Here is a 16161-nt window from a genome sequence, read left to right on the forward strand (position 1 = left end):
AGCTTTTCGCTGGATGGGCCGGCACCTGCCTACTCGAAGCGGTCCAGCACTGCGCCAGCGCTGGCACTGGATGCGTTGAAGGCGAACTTGGCCAGCACGCCGCGCGTGTAGCGTGGCCTGGGCTTCACCCAAGCGGCCTTGCGGCGGGCGATTTCACTGTCAGCCACATTCAGCTGCAGCTTCAGCTGATGCGCGTCTATCGTGATCGAGTCGCCTTCCTGCACCAGCGCAATCGTCCCGCCATCAAAGGCTTCCGGCGCCACATGGCCCACCACCATGCCCCAGGTGCCGCCGGAAAAGCGGCCGTCGGTGATTAGACCCACGCTTTCACCCAGGCCCTGGCCGATCAGCGCGCCGGTGGGCGCCAGCATCTCCGGCATGCCTGGGCCGCCCTTGGGGCCCAGGTAGCGCAGCACCATCACGTCGCCGGCCTGGATCTGCTTGGCCATGATGGCGGCCAGGGCGGACTGTTCGTCGTCGAACACCCGCGCCGGGCCGGTAATGACCGGGTTCTTCAGCCCGGTGATCTTGGCCACGCAGCCTTCCGGGCTCAGGTTGCCCTTCAGGATGGCCAGGTGACCTTCTTCGTACATCGGATTGGCGATGGGGCGGATCACCTGCTGGTCGGCGCGCGGCTGGTCCGGCAGGTCGGCCAGGTTCTCGGCCACGGTCTTGCCGGTGATGGTCATGCAGTCGCCGTGCAGCAGGCCCGCGGCCAGCAGCGTCTTCATGACCTGCGGTATGCCGCCGGCGCGGTGCAGGTCAATCGCCAGGAACTGCCCGCTGGGCTTCAGGTCGCACAGCACCGGCACCTTGCGGCGCATGCGCTCGAAGTCGTCGATGGTCCATTCGACCTCGGCCGCGTGGGCGATGGCCAGGAAGTGCAGCACCGCATTCGTCGAGCCACCGGTGGCCATGATGACGGCCACGGCGTTTTCGATGGATTTGCGCGTGACGATGTCGCGCGGCTTCAGGTCCTGCTTGACCGCCGCCACCAACACCGCCGCGCAGCGCTTCACGCTGGCGACGATCTCTTCTTCCACGTTGGCCATGGTCGATGAATACGGCAGGCTCATGCCCAGCGCTTCGAAGGACGAGCTCATGGTGTTGGCGGTGTACATGCCGCCGCAGGAGCCGGTGCCGGGAATCGCGCGGCGCTCGATCTCGCAGAAGTCCTCCTCGCTCATGTTGCCGGCGGAGAACTGGCCAACCGCTTCGAAGACCGAGACGATGTTCAGGTCCTGGCCCTTGTAGCGGCCCGGCAGGATGGTGCCGCCGTAGACGTAGATGGCCGGCACGTTGGCGCGCAGCATGCCCATCATGCCGCCCGGCATGTTCTTGTCGCAGCCGCCAATGACGATCAAGCCGTCCATCCACTGGCCGCCGACGCAGGTCTCCACGCAGTCGGCAATCACCTCGCGCGAGACCAGGCTGTATTTCATGCCTTCGGTGCCCATGGCCATGCCGTCGGAGATGGTCGGCGTGCCGAAGATCTGAGGGTTGGCGCCGGCTTCCTTCAGGCCAATGACGGCCGCGTCCGCCAGCTTCTGCAGGCCCGAGTTGCAGGGCGTGATGGTGGAGTGCCCGTTGGCCACGCCGATCATCGGCTTGCCGAAGTCGGTCTCCTGATAGCCCATGCCGTAGTACATGGAGCGGTTGGGCGCCCGCGCCACGCCCTCGGTGATGTGCTTGGAGCGGCGGTTCAGGTCGGAGGCCATGGCGGAAGGGCGTTGGTCCAGAAGCCTCAGTGTAGCCCTGGCAAGGCAGGGTGACGGCGGGCCGCCTTATCATCCCGCCCCATGCCTTTGATGCACCCTCAGTTCAACCCCATCGCGCTGGACCTCACGCGATTCGGCGTGCCCGTCCAGATCCACTGGTACGGCATCACCTACCTGGTCGCCTTTGCGCTGTTCCTGTACCTGGGCGCGCGGCGCGTGAAAAAACCCTGGTTCGCCAACGCCGGCTGGACGCGGCGGGACGTGGAGGACCTGCTGTTCTTCGGTGTGGTCGGCGTGGTGCTGGGCGGCCGCATTGGCTACACGCTGTTCTACAAGCCGATGTACTACCTGCAGCACCCGCTGGAGGTGTTCGCGGTCTGGAAGGGCGGCATGTCCTTCCATGGCGGGCTGCTGGGCGTGATCGCCGCGATGTTCGTCTTCGCTTTGCTGCGCCGCCGTTCGTTCTGGGACGTGACCGACCTGATCGCGCCCTGCGTGCCCACCGGCCTTGCCAGCGGCCGCGTCGGCAACTTCATCAACGGGGAGCTTTGGGGCCGCGAGGCCGATCCGTCGCTGCCGTGGGCGATGATCTTCCCACAGTCCGGCAGCCTCACGCCCCGGCATCCTTCGCAGGTCTACCAGTTCCTGCTGGAAGGCATGTTGCTGTTCGGGCTGCTGTGGTGGTTCGGCAGCAAGCCGCGCCGCCGAGCCGAGGTGTCTGCCGCCTTCCTGGTCGGCTACGGCCTGTTCCGCTTCATTGCCGAATACTTCCGAGAGCCGGACAGCTTCCTCGGCCTGTTGGCGCTGAACATGAGCATGGGCCAGTGGCTGTGCCTGCCGATGATCATTGGCGGCGCACTGCTGTTTGCCTGGAGCCGCAATCAGCCGCTGCCGGCAGCGGCGCACGCCTGATGCGCTGGCCGGCCGCACTGGCGTTGGCCACGCTGCTGGCCACGCAGGGCGCGCGCGCTGAAGGCCTGCGCGACCCGCAACTCCAGGCCCTGGCCGACGCGCACAAGCTGGTCGAGCTGGAGCAGGCCGCCACAACGCGCCTGGCGGCGCACCCGGATGACGGCCCGGCCTGGCTGGCCTACCTGGAGAGCGTGGTCGGCCGCAATGTGCCCGACGCCGCCGCCCGCCGCGATGCCGCTCTGGCGAAGTTCGAGGCCTGCGTGCAGAAGACGCCGCAGGTGGCCGCATGCCACTACGGCGTGGGCGCGGTCACGGCCATCAACATCCTGGCCCAGGGCATCATGAAAGCCGCGTTTGGCGTCGGCAAGGTGCGCGACGAATTCGCCAAGGCGCTGGAACTGGACCCGGCCTTCGCGCCGGCCCGCGCCGGGCTGGTTCAGTACTACCTGATGGTGCCCGGCATTGTTGGCGGCAGCGTCGCCAAGGCCAGCGAGATCGCACAGGCCGAGAGCGCACGGGCCGCCGAATACGGCAAGCTGTTGACCGCCATGGTGCAGCTGTACCGCACGAAGCTGGCCGATGCCGAGCGCCTGCTCGCCTCGGTGCAGCCGGGCGGTGACCTGGAGCTGGCAGTCGAGCTGCGAGGGCAGTGGAATGCGCTGGGGCTGGCCCTGCTGCAGGACAGGCAGGCGGCCAAGGCGCGCGAGCTGTTCGAGCGCATGGTGCACGAACGGCCCGAGCAACCTGGCCCGCACTACAGCCTGGCGCGGGCCCTGTCCGAGTTGCAGCAGTGGGATGCGGCGCTGGCCGAGCTGAAGCTGGCCGAGTCACTGCCTGGCCATGAGAATTTCCCGATCGACTACCGCGTTGGCGTGGCACTGCAGGGCAAGGGCGACACCACGCAGGCCAGGGCAGCGTACAAGCGCTACCTGGGCTCGGTGAATCCGAACCCGCAGAACGTCGAAGACATCAAGAAGCGGCTGGCCGAACTCGGCTGAGCTGCGCGAACCAAAGAGCGAGAGAACCCGCATGCGCCAGATCTTCCTGGACACAGAAACCACCGGCCTGTCGCCCGAGACCGGTGACCGCATCGTCGAAGTCGGCTGTGTCGAAATGGTCGGCCGCCGCCTCACCGGCGAGCACCGGCACTTCTACCTGAACCCTGAGCGTAAGGGCAGCGAGGATGCGATCCGCATCCACGGCCTGACCGACGAATTCCTGGCCGACAAGCCGGTCTTCGCCGCCGTGGCCGACGACCTGATGGACTTCGTCGGTGGCGCCGAAATCATCATCCACAACGCCAGCTTCGACGTCGGCTTCCTGGACGAAGAACTGCGTCGCATCGGCCGCCCACGTTTTGCCGAGCATGTCGGCCGCATCACCGACTCGCTGTTCATGGCACGCGAGATGTTCCCCGGCAAGAGCAACTCGCTGGACGCCCTGTGCAAACGCCTGGAGGTCGACAACTCCAACCGCATGCTGCACGGCGCGCTGCTGGACGCGGGCCTGCTGGCCGAGGTCTACATCCGCCTCACGCGTGGCCAGAACACGCTGATGATCGACTCCGCCGACAGCGGCAGCGGTCCCGGCTTGGCCGTGGCGCAGATCGACCTTTCAGGCTTCATGCTGCCGGTGCTGGAGGCCGACGAGGCCGAACTGCTGCTCCACGAGACGGTATTGAAGGAACTCGACAAATCCGCCGGAGGGCTTGCGATCTGGCGAAAAGTCATGGCATAATGCAAGGCTTCCCGGGAACAAAAGATCCTTCAAAAAATCAAGCAAATCGCTGCTGATTTTGACCAAGGCGCCCTCAGTTTTCGGGCGGTTAGCTCAGCGGTAGAGCACTGCCTTCACACGGCAGGGGTCGCAGGTTCGAACCCTGCACCGCCCACCAGGATTTACCCGGTAAATCAACGACTTACGCCACCTTCGGGTGGCGTTTTTCGTGGTGGTGGGGAAAAAGTGGGGAAAAGGCGCTTCGGAAATAAGCACCTTAAGCTGGTTCAGACATCCGAGTTGCGGACGGCGCAAGCCTTCTGTGAGTAGTCGGTGTCGACAGTGATTGATTCGCCGCCACCTACCTGCGCGGGCGCTCAGTCAACCTTCTGCACCTGAACTTCGAGTGCGAAGCCAAGGGCCTGTCGTGCTTTCATATTTCGTCTGCGTCGTTCCAAAAACCCCACAGGAAACCCCGCAGGCAAACCAAGCCGGGTTTCGCTGAGCATTCTTGTAGGCAGAGCATGCAGCCATAACACTGTAGCTTGTGTCGGCAGGGGCAGTCGTCACGCGTGGCCCCGGTTGTCATGGAGCCTTGGCGCTCGCGGCACCAGCCTGTTTTCCAGTGCCGGGCTGCTACTCGCCGAGCAAGCCTTGCCTTCTCCCTGACTGGGCCCGGCTGTCTGGGTGGTCTGGCCTGCTCGACATTGCTTCTTATTCCACCGGCAAGTGGAAGTCGCCAACGCCGAACCGACGAGAGCCGCGGCTGCGAACCTCCATATTCTCTTGCTGTCGATCAAGGCATTGATCTCCTCATGGCCTAGATTCAAAGACTAGGAAAGTAGTCCGTCCGTCAGGATTTCCTCACGCCGAACCAGCATGCCCTGATGGGCGTTGCGAGCAGTTCGTGGCCCACTGTTGGTGTGGCGTGTCATGTCTGCTGCTCCGCTAAGCCGGCATCCGAGCTTGCGAATGGATGCCAGAGCCGCGGCAACCCTCGATCAACCCTCGATGCGCTGCGCGCCAGGATCCATGCCCCCCGAACAACTCGCCCGAGCGCGCGGCGCGCCGCACGTGACCGGTGTTGCCGAGCGCTGGGAACTGGTTGCCGCCGTGGCCGCCGCGTTGTTGGCGGCGACTTATGGCCTCGGGGCGCCACTGCTCGGCGCCCGCTGGGCGCCCACTGTGCCCGCACCTGAACTGCGCGGCGCGCTGGCTTTCGCCCTTGTGCTCACGGCCATCTCCGGGCTTGCCTGGCGCTCAAACTGGATGGCGGCCATCGCTCGCGCAGCCACGATCCTGGCACTGGTGTTCGTCTCTGGGCTCATCCTCAGAGATGTCATGAGCGGCACGTCTGCGGCCGCCAGTGGGCGCTTCGGGCCGTTGACCGGAATCGGGCTGGCAGTCGGGCTTGTCTGCCTCGCGCTAACCCTCTTGCCCCTGCACATGCCTCTGCGCGGTATTGAAGCCGTCGCGATGCAGTGCACGTTGGCACCACTGTGGATCATTTCCGGCGCCGCGTTGTGTGCGCTCCTGCCGGCTCGTCTGCTTCTCGACTGGTTGCCTCTCGATCCAGGGCTGTCGTGGCCGACCACGCTGGTGATGTCCTTGCTCGCGCTAGCGGCCACGTTGCGCGTCTACCGGCAGCCGGCCATCCGTGCCTTCTATGACGCCCGTGAGGATCGCCAAATCTTCGCGTCGTATCTGGCGATGCTGTTCGGTGGCATCGGCTTGGCAGCGATGCTCATCGCGGGGTTGGTGACGGCAAGCGCGGTCGAATCTGCCAAGCCAATGCTGCATCGCAGCGCTCTGGGTCAGGCACTCGCCCTCAACGAACTGATCATGCGAGTCAGCGCCGCGGCTGACCGTGGCGCGGCAGCCTTCCCGTTCTCCGAGGGCGCCGGCGCAGACGCGGCGGCGCGGCTGGAGTGGCTGCGCGAACTGCGCCAACAGCTGGACCCACTGGGCCAGGTGGGCATCCGGCTGGTGGTGCCGGGGTCCCCGGCGTTGACCGAGGGGACATTTCATGATGTGGCCGGGCCGCAGCTGCACCTTGTCGGACAACCCGGCATGTCCATCCTCGACCCCAATGGTCTCGTTCTGCAGATCGAGCGCTCGACCGCAGGACGCGCGGATGAGAAGCTGGCGATCCAGATCCGGCCCTTTCACGCCGAGGCGCAGATGCCGTCAGAGGAACTCTTCGGGACGAGCGCCGACGCGATGTTGTGCGCCGACGCAGGCGCAGCCGGTGCGCAGTGTCTGTCGCGAGGGCGACCGTCGGGACACGTGATGCCGCTTCCGCGGCGGAGCGACGATCAACCCTGGCCCATCCAGCGTGCTTGGAACGGTGGGGACGGGGTGCTGTTGCTGCGGGATCCGGCGTTGGCCGCAGCCGTGGTCGGCTATGCACCCGTTGGTGTGACCGGGCTCGGTGTGGCGCAGAAGATGCTGCTCGCTCCGCTGATCGGACGCCTGATGGGCAGCTTGCCTTTGGTGCTGCTGATGTTGCTGGCGCTGGGCGCCACCGGCGCGGGTTTGCTCTACCGGCGCGCGTTTCCGCAACTGCAGTCCTTGCGCTACGCGAAGGCACACATCCAGGCGACGCTCGAACATCTGCCTCGTGGTGTTGTCACGCTCGACGCGCACGGCCGGATCCGCACCAGCAATGCCGGAGTTCAGGTGTTGTCCGGTTTCAGCGGTGCGCAGCTGGAAGGGCAATCCGTCAACGGGCTGGTTGCCGCCGCCCGCGGTGAGGTGCCGTGGCAAGCCCTTCCCGGCACGAGCGAGGCGATCTTGCTGACCGCGTCCGGCGACGGCATTCCAGTGGAAGTACTTGTCGAAAGCTTCGATTTCGAGGGCGTGCGGTGCGCGGTCCTCATCATCCGAGACCTGCGGCGTGAGCAGGCGCAGCGTGCTGAGCTCGCTCGCTGGGAGCGCATCTTCTTCCATGCCAATTGGGGAGTCGCGGCCGTTTCCGACGACGGCCTGCGGCTGGAGTTGATGAACCCGGCGTTCGCGAGCATGCATGGATACACCGTCGACGAGCTGAAGCAGCGGCCGGTGCTCGACGTGGTTGCCCCACAGTCGCGCGCAAACCTGCCGGCACACGACGAGCGAGCGCACGCTCAAGGGCATCACCGTTTCGAGTCGTGGCACATGCGGCGCGACGGCAGCATCTTTCCCGTCCTGATTGATGCCACAGACGTTGGCAGTGCTGATGGCCAGCGCTTTCACGTGGTCAACGTGCAGGACATGAGCGAGCAACGGCGAGCACGTGAGGCATTGCAGCGCAATGAGGCCTTGCTGCAGTTGGTCCTGAAGTCCTTGCCGGTTGGGGTCTGGATCGCTGATGCCGACGGCCGAGTGGTTGCCATGAACCCGGCCGTCGAGCGGCTGTGGCACGGGCCCGTCCCTCTGTGCGACGGCCGGCCGGTCGGCCACAGAGCGCGCCGCGTCGTGACTGGCCAGCTGGTTGCGCCGGACGACTATCCGATGATGCGGGCGATCCGCACCGGCGAGGCCACGATTGGTGAACTGATCGAGATCGAGACAGCCGACGGTTCGCGGCGGACGCTGATGAACGCCGCGGTGCCCCTGGTGAACGACGACGGCGTTATCCAGGGCGCGATTGCGGTCAACGAAGACCTCACCACGATGCTCCGCGCCGAGGCCGCGATCATTGCGGCGAAAAACTTCTTCGAGAGCCTGTTCGATTCCGCAGCACTGGGCATGGCCGTGTGGGATGCAGCCGGCCGATTCGAGCGAGTCAATCAGGCACTCTGCGAGCTGCTTGGTCGTGAGGAAGCGGCGCTGCTGGGCATGACGCTGGTCGACGTCGGCGAGCCCGGTCCGGTGGCGGAAGATCTGGCTTCTCTCGGCCGCATGCGTGCCGGCGAGATCGACAAGCACCATGTCGAGCGTCGCTGGCGTCGCGGTGACGGCCGCTCGGTCTGGGTGCTGGTGGTCGTTTCACGGTTGCGCTTTCCAGGGAACGAACAGCACCAGTTCGTGGTTCAGGTGCTGGACATCGACCGCAGCCACCGCTTCCAGCAGGCATTGCAAGCCAGCGAGGCGCGCCTGGTGAATGCACATCGCATTGCGCAGCTTGCTGACTGGGAATGGGACCCGGCGCATGATGAAGTGCTTCTGTCAGAGCAGGGTCGGAAGATGCTGGGGCTGCCGGCGAGTCCTTCGGGCCCCGTCGTCGGCGCCGACTGGTTGGCTCGCGTGCATCCCGAGGACCGCGACAGGGTTCACTCGGCGCTGAGCACGGCGCTGCTGGGGAGGGGCGCGCTGGCCATCGATTACCGGCTGGTGCTTGACGACGGTGGTGAGCGCTTCGTGCACCAGCAAGGCGAGCGCCGCGCCGGCGAGGCACCCCGCTTGGTGGGCGTGCTTCAGGACATTACCGAGCGCAAGCGAGTCGAGAACGAACTTGTGCTCTCGCGTCAGCGTCTGCGGGCCCTGTCCGCCAACGAGGAGGAGTTGATCGAACAGGAGCGGCGCCATATCGCACGGGAGGTCCACGACGAGCTTGGTCAGGCCCTGACTGCGTTGAAGATGGAATTGTCGCTGCTCCGACGACGCTTCGCCGCCAATCTCGAGCTCGCCGCACAGGCCGAACGGATGAGTGTCATGGTCGACGGGACGCTCGACGTGGTGCGCCACGTCGCGAGCAACCTGCGACCTTCCGCCCTCGACTTCGGGCTGGTCGCCGCGATCGAGTGGCTGGCCGAGGATTTCGGCCTGCGATGGGAGATGCCCTGCGAAGTGCAGCTCGACGGCCGGGAAGTCGTCATCAGCGATGCACGTTCGACCGCGCTCTTCAGGGTCGTCCAGGAGTCCCTCACCAACGTGGCCCGGCATGCACACGCGCGACGCGTCGACATCCGAATCGCCACCGATGGTGACTCGCTGCACCTGACCGTGCGCGATGACGGCGTGGGCTTCGATCCGGCCATGGCGCAGGAGAGACGCGGCAGCTTCGGTCTGCTCGGCATGCGCGAGCGGGCCCTGAAGATCGGTGCTCGGCTGAGTCTGCGAAGTCGCCTTGGGAGCGGGACCACCATCGATGTCGAATTGCCTTTGAGTGAACTGCAGGAGCCCTAGATGGAACCGCACAACATCGTCATCGCCGATGACCACGGCCTCGTGCGCAGCGGCCTGCGCCAGTTGATTGAGAGCGTCAGCACCCTGAGGGTCAGCGGTGAGGCGGCCACGGGCGAGGAGTTGCAGGCACTGCTGCGCCGCGTCCCCGCGGATCTGGTCCTGATGGACATGGCGATGCCGGGTCTGAGTGGCATCGAACTGATTCAGCGCTTGCGTGTCCAGCGCAGCGACTTGCCCATCCTGGTGCTGTCCATGCACAACGAGGGTCAGATCGTCGCGCGTGCGCTGAAGTCCGGCGCCGCGGGCTACATCACGAAAGACTGCCATCCGGACACGCTCCTCTGCGCGCTGCGCAAAGTGCTCGGGGGCGGGCGTTTCATCGATCCGGCGCTCGTCGATTCCGTGGTGTTCAACGCCAATGTCGACGAAAGTGATCGCCGCCAGCAGCTCTCGCCACGTGAGCTTCAGATTCTCCAGATGATCAGCAGTGGGCTTCCTCTGGGCGAGATCGCCGACCGCCTGCACCTGAGCCCGAAGACCGTCAGCACGCACAAGATGCGTCTGATGCAGAAGCTGGATCTCAACAACAACGCTGAGCTGTTGAAGTACGCGCTTCGGCACGGGCTGACAACCGACTGACGCGAGTGACACTCAGGATTCGCTGACACTGCGTACAGCGTTTCCCGAGCAGGGCGACGTGGCGGCCGACACGAGGTTCGCCGAGGTCCCGACAGACGAAAAATCACCGGCGGGTGATGATCGGCGCATGCCCGGCCGAGTCGCCATGACGTCGCCATCGTGCGGGCGCGAATGGAGCAGACGGATGACGGTGACGGACGTGTCCTGGAGTGCGCATGATCGGCTGCCGTACCGGGTTCTCGCGGTCGACGACGATCCCCTGCAATGCCTGATGGTGGGTGAGATCCTCGAAGCGCCACGTTATATCGTCACGGTGGCTGGCAGTGGCGCCGCTGCGTTGGCAAGATTGCGCGAGCAAGACTTCGACATCGTGCTGCTCGACAAAAGCATGCCTGACATTGGCGGCGATGAGGTCTGTCGCCGCATTCGCCGCGACCTCGGACTGACGCTGCTGCCCGTACTGATCGTCACGGGCAGCGGTGGATCGGATGACCTGATGGCCAGCCTGCAGGCCGGTGCCAACGATTTCGTTCGCAAGCCATACCTGCCCGCCGAACTCCAGGCACGCGTCGACTCGGCGGCGCAACGAAAGCGCGCAACCGATCAGCTCGACAGCGCCGAGTCGTTGCTGTTCGCACTCGCCCGGTTGGTCGAAGCCAAAGACGAGAACACCGGCGACCATTGTTCTCGCCTGTCGCGTAACAGCGTGTTGCTGGGCCAGGCGATGGGACTGACGGCGCCTGAGCTGCTGGCATTGCGGCGTGGCGGCGTATTGCACGACATCGGCAAGCTCGGCATCCCGGACGCGATCCTCATGAAGGCGGGCGCATTGGACGATGACGAATGGAAGGTGATGCGACAGCACACGGTCATCGGTGCCAGCCTCGTTGACGGGCTCAAGAGCATGCGGCTGACGGTGCCGATCGTGCGTCACCATCACGAGCGATGGGATGGCAGCGGCTATCCGGACGGCCTGGCAGGTGAAGCGATCCCGCTGCTCGCGCGCGTTTTCCAGGTTGTCGACATCTATGACGCGCTGCGCTTTGCGCGCCCGTACAAGGAGCCGTTCCCTCCCGAGCGGGCGCTAGAGATCCTGGAGTCCGAGGCGGCACGCGGTTGGCGCGATCCACGCATCGTGGCCGCCTTCGTGGCGCTTGTTCGACGGCATCCGGAACAGCTTAACGTCGATGCTGATGCGAACGATGACCTCGGAGAGAGCCTGTTCCGACGCGTTGTCGATGGGCTGTCCGGCGTGAAGACCGCGTGATGCAGCGATCCCAGGGAGATTGAGCATGAATCGACTTCCCCCTTCCGCCCAGCGCCGCGCGGCTGATCGGCTGATCCCCGCGCCGCGGCGAAGCGTCAGCTTGCGCGTCCTGTTCGGCATCGCGGATGGCGCTTTCGGGCCGTCGCCGATGAGGGTCGGCGTGCCGATCCGAATTGAATCGGGTCCGCCGACCCGTGTGTGGGTCGTGGACGACGACCCGATCGTCGCCTTGTATCTTGGCGAACTGCTGCACGAACATGGATTCGCGGTCACCACTTTCGCCGATCCGCAGGCGGCGCTGCATGCCTATGAAGCCGACCCCCGACGCGTCGATGTCGTCGTTACCGACCAGCGCATGCCCAAGCTCAGCGGTGACGTGCTGGCAAGTGCGATGCTGAGGCTCAGGCCGCAGGTGCGCGTGATCCTTTGCACGGGTTACTGCGACGTGATCGACGAGCGGGGTGCGCTCGCCATCGGCGTGCAGCACTTCTTTCGCAAACCTTTCGATGCGCAGGCCCTGCTGCGCGCGGTGCGCGGCTGCGACGGGCATTGACGCCGTGACGGCAGCTTTACCCCGAACGCGCCGACCGCTCTCGCCGCTGGCGATGGCGGGCCTCGGTACCGCGGCGGCCGTGCTGCCACTGATCGGGGTGCTCGCGCTCCCGCGCGCCTCCTGGCTCATTCCTGCATTGCTGCAGCCGTATGTGACGGGGGCGACTGCCCTCGTAGCCGCTCTTGCGTTTTCGATACTGTGGGGCCAGGACAAGGCTCGACGGCCCGCGGGTTTGCTCTGGATGACCGACTTCCTGCTGGGGGCGGCACTGCTGCGTTTGCTCGACGCATCGCGCGGGGCTGCTTCGCTGCTGGTCGCTCTTGGCATCATCGCTGCGCTGACGGTGCCGTCGTCGAAACATCCAGCTCGCTATCAGCGCCTGCTCACATTTTTGACGGTCCTCTGCGTCGGCGGTGGTCTCTCCTTGTTGCGGGCGTGGCCGGGAGCGGAGCTGGCGCTCTCAGCGCTCGCGGCCGCCACGATGCTGGCTTGGCACCGGGAGGGTCGGCAGCCGTCGATGACGCGAGCCTATCTGCGCACCGCCGCGGGGCTGGCGCTCGTCGGTCAGCTGGCCGTGGCGGTCCAGGCCACAGGAGATGGTGTCCTCGCCCTCTGCGGAAGCCTCTACGAATTCGCTGCGGTCATCGTGCTCTATCGACTGGTGCTGCAACAGACGCTTCGCCAGCCGCTGCTGAGGCTTGGCGAACTCGCGAACGCGCTGCAGGCCGTCGCGAGCCCCATCTTGGTGTCAGGTGTGGACGGCCGAATCCGCTGGGTGAATGCAGCGATGTGCCGTGTCACCGGTTACCCTGCCGAGGAACTTCTGGGCCAGCCGACGCGCGTCCTGGAGGCGGTGGGCGCAAGGCCGAGTTACGACGCACTTGACCGCGCGATGCAATCAGCGCAGCCCTGGCGCGGGCAGTTGCCGGTGCGACGCAACGACGGCGGTTGCTACATCGACGACAGAAGGTCGACCCCGGTGCACGACGATCAGGGGGCGCTGAAGGGACACGTCTGGGTGGGAGATGATCTGACCGAGCGCGCTCGGGCGGAAGAGCGGGGGCGTCACAGCGAAGAGTCTCTGCGTCGACTCGTCGACAGCGCACCGGACGCGATCATCGTGACGGACGAGATCGGACGCATCCTGCGCGCAAACCCGCGTGTGAACGAGTTGCTGGGTTACTCGCCGGACGAGCTAGAGGGCATGACGCTCGGCCAACTGATGCCGCCGGCCATGGCAAGCCTTCACGGGGGCTACATGCAGGGGTACGGACACGGACGGCGGGGAATGACCGCTGCCGGTCGGGAGGTCCAGGCGCTGCGCAAGGACGGGAGCCTGGTGTCCGTCCATGTCCGCGTCGGTGAAATGCCGGATCTCGGAGGACGCCGCTTCGTCGGCTTCTTGCGCGACATGACCGAGCACAAGCGCTCGGAGGCTGCGTTGCGTCACGGCGAAGAGAAGCTGCGCAAGCTGTACGACATGTCCCCGCTGGGCATCGCCCTGACCGACATCAACGGCAACTTCCTGGACTTCAACAACTCCTTCATGGAGCTTACCGGTTATGACGCCCAATCGCTGCACGCTCTCAGCTACTGGGACCTGACGCCATCCGAACATGAGAGCGACGAGCGGAGAAATCTCGAGCTCCTGCAGTCTGTCGGCCGCTACGGGCCCTACGAGAAAGAGTACAAGTGCCGCGATGGTGGACTGCGGCCGGTACGTCTCAACGGCGTTCGCATCGAATTCAACGGCCAGCCCTGCATCTGGTCGATCGTCGAGGACCTGACCGACCGGCGCAATGCCGAGCATGAGCAGGCGCGGCTCCAGCGCCAACTGATGCAGGCTCAGAAGATGGAGGCCCTTGGCCAGCTGACAGGTGGCATCGCCCACGATTTCAACAACATGCTGGCCGGCATTCTTGGACTGTCGACGCTGGCACTGGAGCGCCGTATCGATGATCCGTCGGGCAAGGTGATGACCTACCTGCGTGAAATTGCCCGCGTCAGCGAACGAGGGCGCGACCTGATCGAGCGTCTGATGCGGTTCTCGCGGCCCGCGCCGGCCCAAGCGCCGCAGTCGCGAACCCTGCGCCCGGTGGTCGAGGAGGTGCTTCGCATGCTCGCGTCGACCCTGCCGCCGACGGCGAAGATTTCGTTGCACGTTGAACCGACGCTGCCTGACGCGTACTTCACCGAGGTTGACCTGCATCAGGCGCTGACGAATCTGGTCATCAATGCGCGCGACGCCGTGGGCGGCGTCGGCGAAATCGACATCGAGCTCGCTCGAGTTGCGCTGGCGGACTTCGAGTGCACAAGCTGTGGTCAGCGTGTGCACGGCCCACATGTGGCGCTGCGGGTACGCGACAACGGTGCCGGTATTCCTCCGGCGTTGATGGCACGCGTCTTCGATCCGTTCTTCACCACCAAGGAAGTGGGGAAGGGCACCGGCCTGGGCTTGGCGATGGTCCACAGCTTGGTGCATCAGGCCGGCGGTCATGTCGGCGTGTCCAGTACGCCCGGAATTGGAACCTGCTTTTCGATGCTGCTGCGGCCGGCTGAGTCAGCGTTGCGACGTGCGGTCTCCGAAGAGGAAGCCGCTACGCCACCCATCGAGCCCTTCCCATCCCGTGGCGCTTCGAAACCGGGCTTGGCGGACGCTGTGGGCGGGACTGCTCCGTCAGCGCCTGCGCGCATGGCTGGTGATCGGACCGATGATGCGCCGTGTCCTTGACGGTCATGGACTCGCGTCGATGTGTCGCGACGCTGAACGATACGGGAGCGGGCGCGAAGTACCGCTCGGGTGGACACCACGGCGCAGCCTGCGATCAGGGCGCGGGAGAGGTCCCGCTGTGTCGCCTCATGCACATGGGCGGACGCCCTCTCCAATCGGCGCTGTCTGCGCGCCCATCGATGTCCTCGAACAGTTTCCTTGATCCGGAAAACACCAAGCCGAATGAAGCCAACACATGAATCTACTGTGCTCTACATCTGCGAGCCCGCGCAGCCCTTGCTTGACGACGCAATCCTGCTCCAGACGGGCCTTGACTTGCAAGTCGCGCGACTGGGCGCTCACGACGAGTTGTTGCAGCGTGCGTCTGCCGTGGCCCTCGTGGTCCTCGACTTCACGCCACAGTCGATGGGATTCGTGAAGGCCTTCGTCGCCGCGCGCAAGCCAAACGGCATGTGGACGCCGCTGATCGCGTGCTGCCGCACGAGCGCCGATATCGAGACAGCGTTGGCACTGGGCGCAGATGACTTCCTGCTCGTGTCGGATCCCGTGACGGTGCGATCAAGATTGCGGGTGCTGATCCAGCAGAAGCTGCGCAGCGACAAGTTGAACGGCATCCTGAACTGCACTTTCGACGGCATTGTCAGCATTGACGAAACTGGCGTGATACTGAGTTTCAACAAGGCCGCGCAGGACATGTTCGGCTACACCCCGATGGATGTCGTTGGCCGCAACGTGTCGGTGCTGATGGAGGGCGCGGATGCGAGTCAGCACGACGGCCATCTGCGGCGCTATCTCACGACGGGCACGGAGCACATCATCGGCCAGGGCCGGGAGCTTGTGGGGCGGGCCAAGGACGGTCGGCGTTTTCCGCTGTTCCTGCAGGTGGCCAGTCTGCGGAGTGGGGCGGACCGGCTGTTTGTCGGCATCCTGAAGAACCTCTCAGTGGATGCCCTGGCGAGCGCCCTGCGCCACGAGGTCCTTCACGATCCGATGACCGGCATCGCGAACCGGCGTCGTGTGCTGAGCGTGATGCCGGAGTGGATCGCCCGCCACTCGCCGACGCTGCCGACTCCCTTCGCTGTCGTGTTCATCGACCTCGATGGCTTCAAGGCCATCAATGACACCTATGGTCACGCCGCTGGCGATGCCATCCTGAAGGCGGTGGGACAACGGCTGACTCACGGCGTTGGCAGTTCGGACATCGCAGCGCGATTGGCAGGGGATGAATTCGTGGTGCTGCTGGAAGGCGTCTCCAGCCAAGGGGTGGCACGAAATGTCGCGGCCCGCCTGGTTGAAAAGATCGCGGAACCGGTCAGCTTCGGTGGAGTGAGCATCGGTGTGCGAGCCTCGGCTGGGGTGGCGCAGTTCCCCGACGATGGCGCGACAGCGGATGATCTGCTGCGCCGCGCGGACGCATTGATGTACGCCCAGAAGCAACGTCGCAAGCAGAGCGACCTCGTGCAGCGATCTTGATCATTGCTGCGTTCCGATGCGAATGGTCAATCGTTTCCGCCCC

Annotated in this window: 10 protein-coding genes and 1 tRNA gene; 10 read left to right on the forward strand and 1 reads right to left on the reverse strand. The window is 65.3% G+C overall.

All coding sequences use genetic code 11. The features are described 5' to 3' along the window. Nucleotides 1-29: 29 nt before the first annotated feature. Nucleotides 30-1718 (reverse strand): dihydroxy-acid dehydratase, encoded by a 1689-nt coding sequence (ilvD, locus tag LRH25_RS28140; RefSeq protein WP_141289013.1) that lies wholly within the window; start codon nt 1716-1718, stop codon nt 30-32. An 81-nt stretch (nt 1719-1799) separates the two neighbouring features. Here ilvD and lgt point away from each other — a divergent pair, with 81 nt between their 5' ends. The 10 genes from lgt (at nt 1800) to LRH25_RS28190 (ending at nt 16118) form a co-directional block, all read left to right on the forward strand. Further along, nucleotides 1800-2630, forward strand: a complete 831-nt coding sequence (lgt, locus tag LRH25_RS28145; protein ID WP_141289015.1) for a prolipoprotein diacylglyceryl transferase — start codon at nt 1800-1802, stop codon at nt 2628-2630. Then, on the forward strand, nt 2630-3628 hold the full coding sequence (locus LRH25_RS28150) for a tetratricopeptide repeat protein (RefSeq protein ID WP_231012960.1): 999 nt from the start codon (nt 2630-2632) through the stop codon (nt 3626-3628). The genes lgt and LRH25_RS28150 overlap by 1 nt, the downstream gene beginning before the upstream one ends. Before the next feature lie 31 nt (nt 3629-3659). After that, a complete protein-coding gene (dnaQ, locus tag LRH25_RS28155) occupies nt 3660-4367 on the forward strand; it encodes a DNA polymerase III subunit epsilon (RefSeq protein WP_141284624.1) in 708 nt (235 codons plus the stop codon). An 82-nt stretch (nt 4368-4449) separates the two neighbouring features. Further along, nucleotides 4450-4524: transfer RNA gene (locus tag LRH25_RS28160), tRNA-Val, on the forward strand. Between the two features lie 854 nt (nt 4525-5378). Beyond that, nucleotides 5379-9455, forward strand: coding sequence for a PAS domain S-box protein (locus LRH25_RS28165; protein ID WP_170200702.1), 4077 nt, complete (start codon nt 5379-5381; stop codon nt 9453-9455). Continuing rightward, the gene (locus LRH25_RS28170) at nt 9456-10094 is read left to right on the forward strand and encodes a response regulator (RefSeq protein WP_141284628.1); all 639 of its coding nucleotides are present in this window, start codon (nt 9456-9458) and stop codon (nt 10092-10094) included. Nucleotides 10095-10278: 184 nt separating this feature from the next. Continuing rightward, a complete protein-coding gene (locus LRH25_RS28175; protein ID WP_170200703.1) occupies nt 10279-11361 on the forward strand; it encodes an HD-GYP domain-containing protein in 1083 nt (360 codons plus the stop codon). Between the two features lie 25 nt (nt 11362-11386). Further along, on the forward strand, nt 11387-11914 hold the full coding sequence (locus tag LRH25_RS28180) for a response regulator (RefSeq protein WP_231012961.1): 528 nt from the start codon (nt 11387-11389) through the stop codon (nt 11912-11914). A 241-nt stretch (nt 11915-12155) separates the two neighbouring features. After that, the gene (locus tag LRH25_RS28185; RefSeq protein ID WP_231012962.1) at nt 12156-14645 is read left to right on the forward strand and encodes a PAS domain-containing sensor histidine kinase; all 2490 of its coding nucleotides are present in this window, start codon (nt 12156-12158) and stop codon (nt 14643-14645) included. Nucleotides 14646-14891: 246 nt separating this feature from the next. After that, nucleotides 14892-16118, forward strand: coding sequence for a sensor domain-containing diguanylate cyclase (locus tag LRH25_RS28190; RefSeq protein WP_170200706.1), 1227 nt, complete (start codon nt 14892-14894; stop codon nt 16116-16118). Nucleotides 16119-16161 lie beyond the last annotated feature (43 nt).

It is taken from the genome of Ideonella azotifigens (assembly GCF_021043325.1).
GTDB classification, from domain to species: domain Bacteria; phylum Pseudomonadota; class Gammaproteobacteria; order Burkholderiales; family Burkholderiaceae_C; genus Ideonella; species Ideonella azotifigens.

What these genes read in the sequence shown, in the direction of transcription:
- lgt (WP_141289015.1), top strand. Translation starts at nt 1,800, where the DNA reads ATGCCTTTGATGCACCCTCAGTTCAACCCCATCGCGCTGGACCTCACG.
- LRH25_RS28175 (WP_170200703.1), top strand. Translation starts at nt 10,279, where the DNA reads ATGACGGTGACGGACGTGTCCTGGAGTGCGCATGATCGGCTGCCGTAC.
- dnaQ (WP_141284624.1), top strand. Translation starts at nt 3,660, where the DNA reads ATGCGCCAGATCTTCCTGGACACAGAAACCACCGGCCTGTCGCCCGAG.
- LRH25_RS28150 (WP_231012960.1), top strand. Translation starts at nt 2,630, where the DNA reads ATGCGCTGGCCGGCCGCACTGGCGTTGGCCACGCTGCTGGCCACGCAG.
- LRH25_RS28170 (WP_141284628.1), top strand. Translation starts at nt 9,456, where the DNA reads ATGGAACCGCACAACATCGTCATCGCCGATGACCACGGCCTCGTGCGC.
- LRH25_RS28180 (WP_231012961.1), top strand. Translation starts at nt 11,387, where the DNA reads ATGAATCGACTTCCCCCTTCCGCCCAGCGCCGCGCGGCTGATCGGCTG.
- LRH25_RS28165 (WP_170200702.1), top strand. Translation starts at nt 5,379, where the DNA reads ATGCCCCCCGAACAACTCGCCCGAGCGCGCGGCGCGCCGCACGTGACC.
- ilvD (WP_141289013.1), bottom strand. Translation starts at nt 1,718, where the DNA reads ATGGCCTCCGACCTGAACCGCCGCTCCAAGCACATCACCGAGGGCGTG.
- LRH25_RS28185 (WP_231012962.1), top strand. Translation starts at nt 12,156, where the DNA reads ATGACCGACTTCCTGCTGGGGGCGGCACTGCTGCGTTTGCTCGACGCA.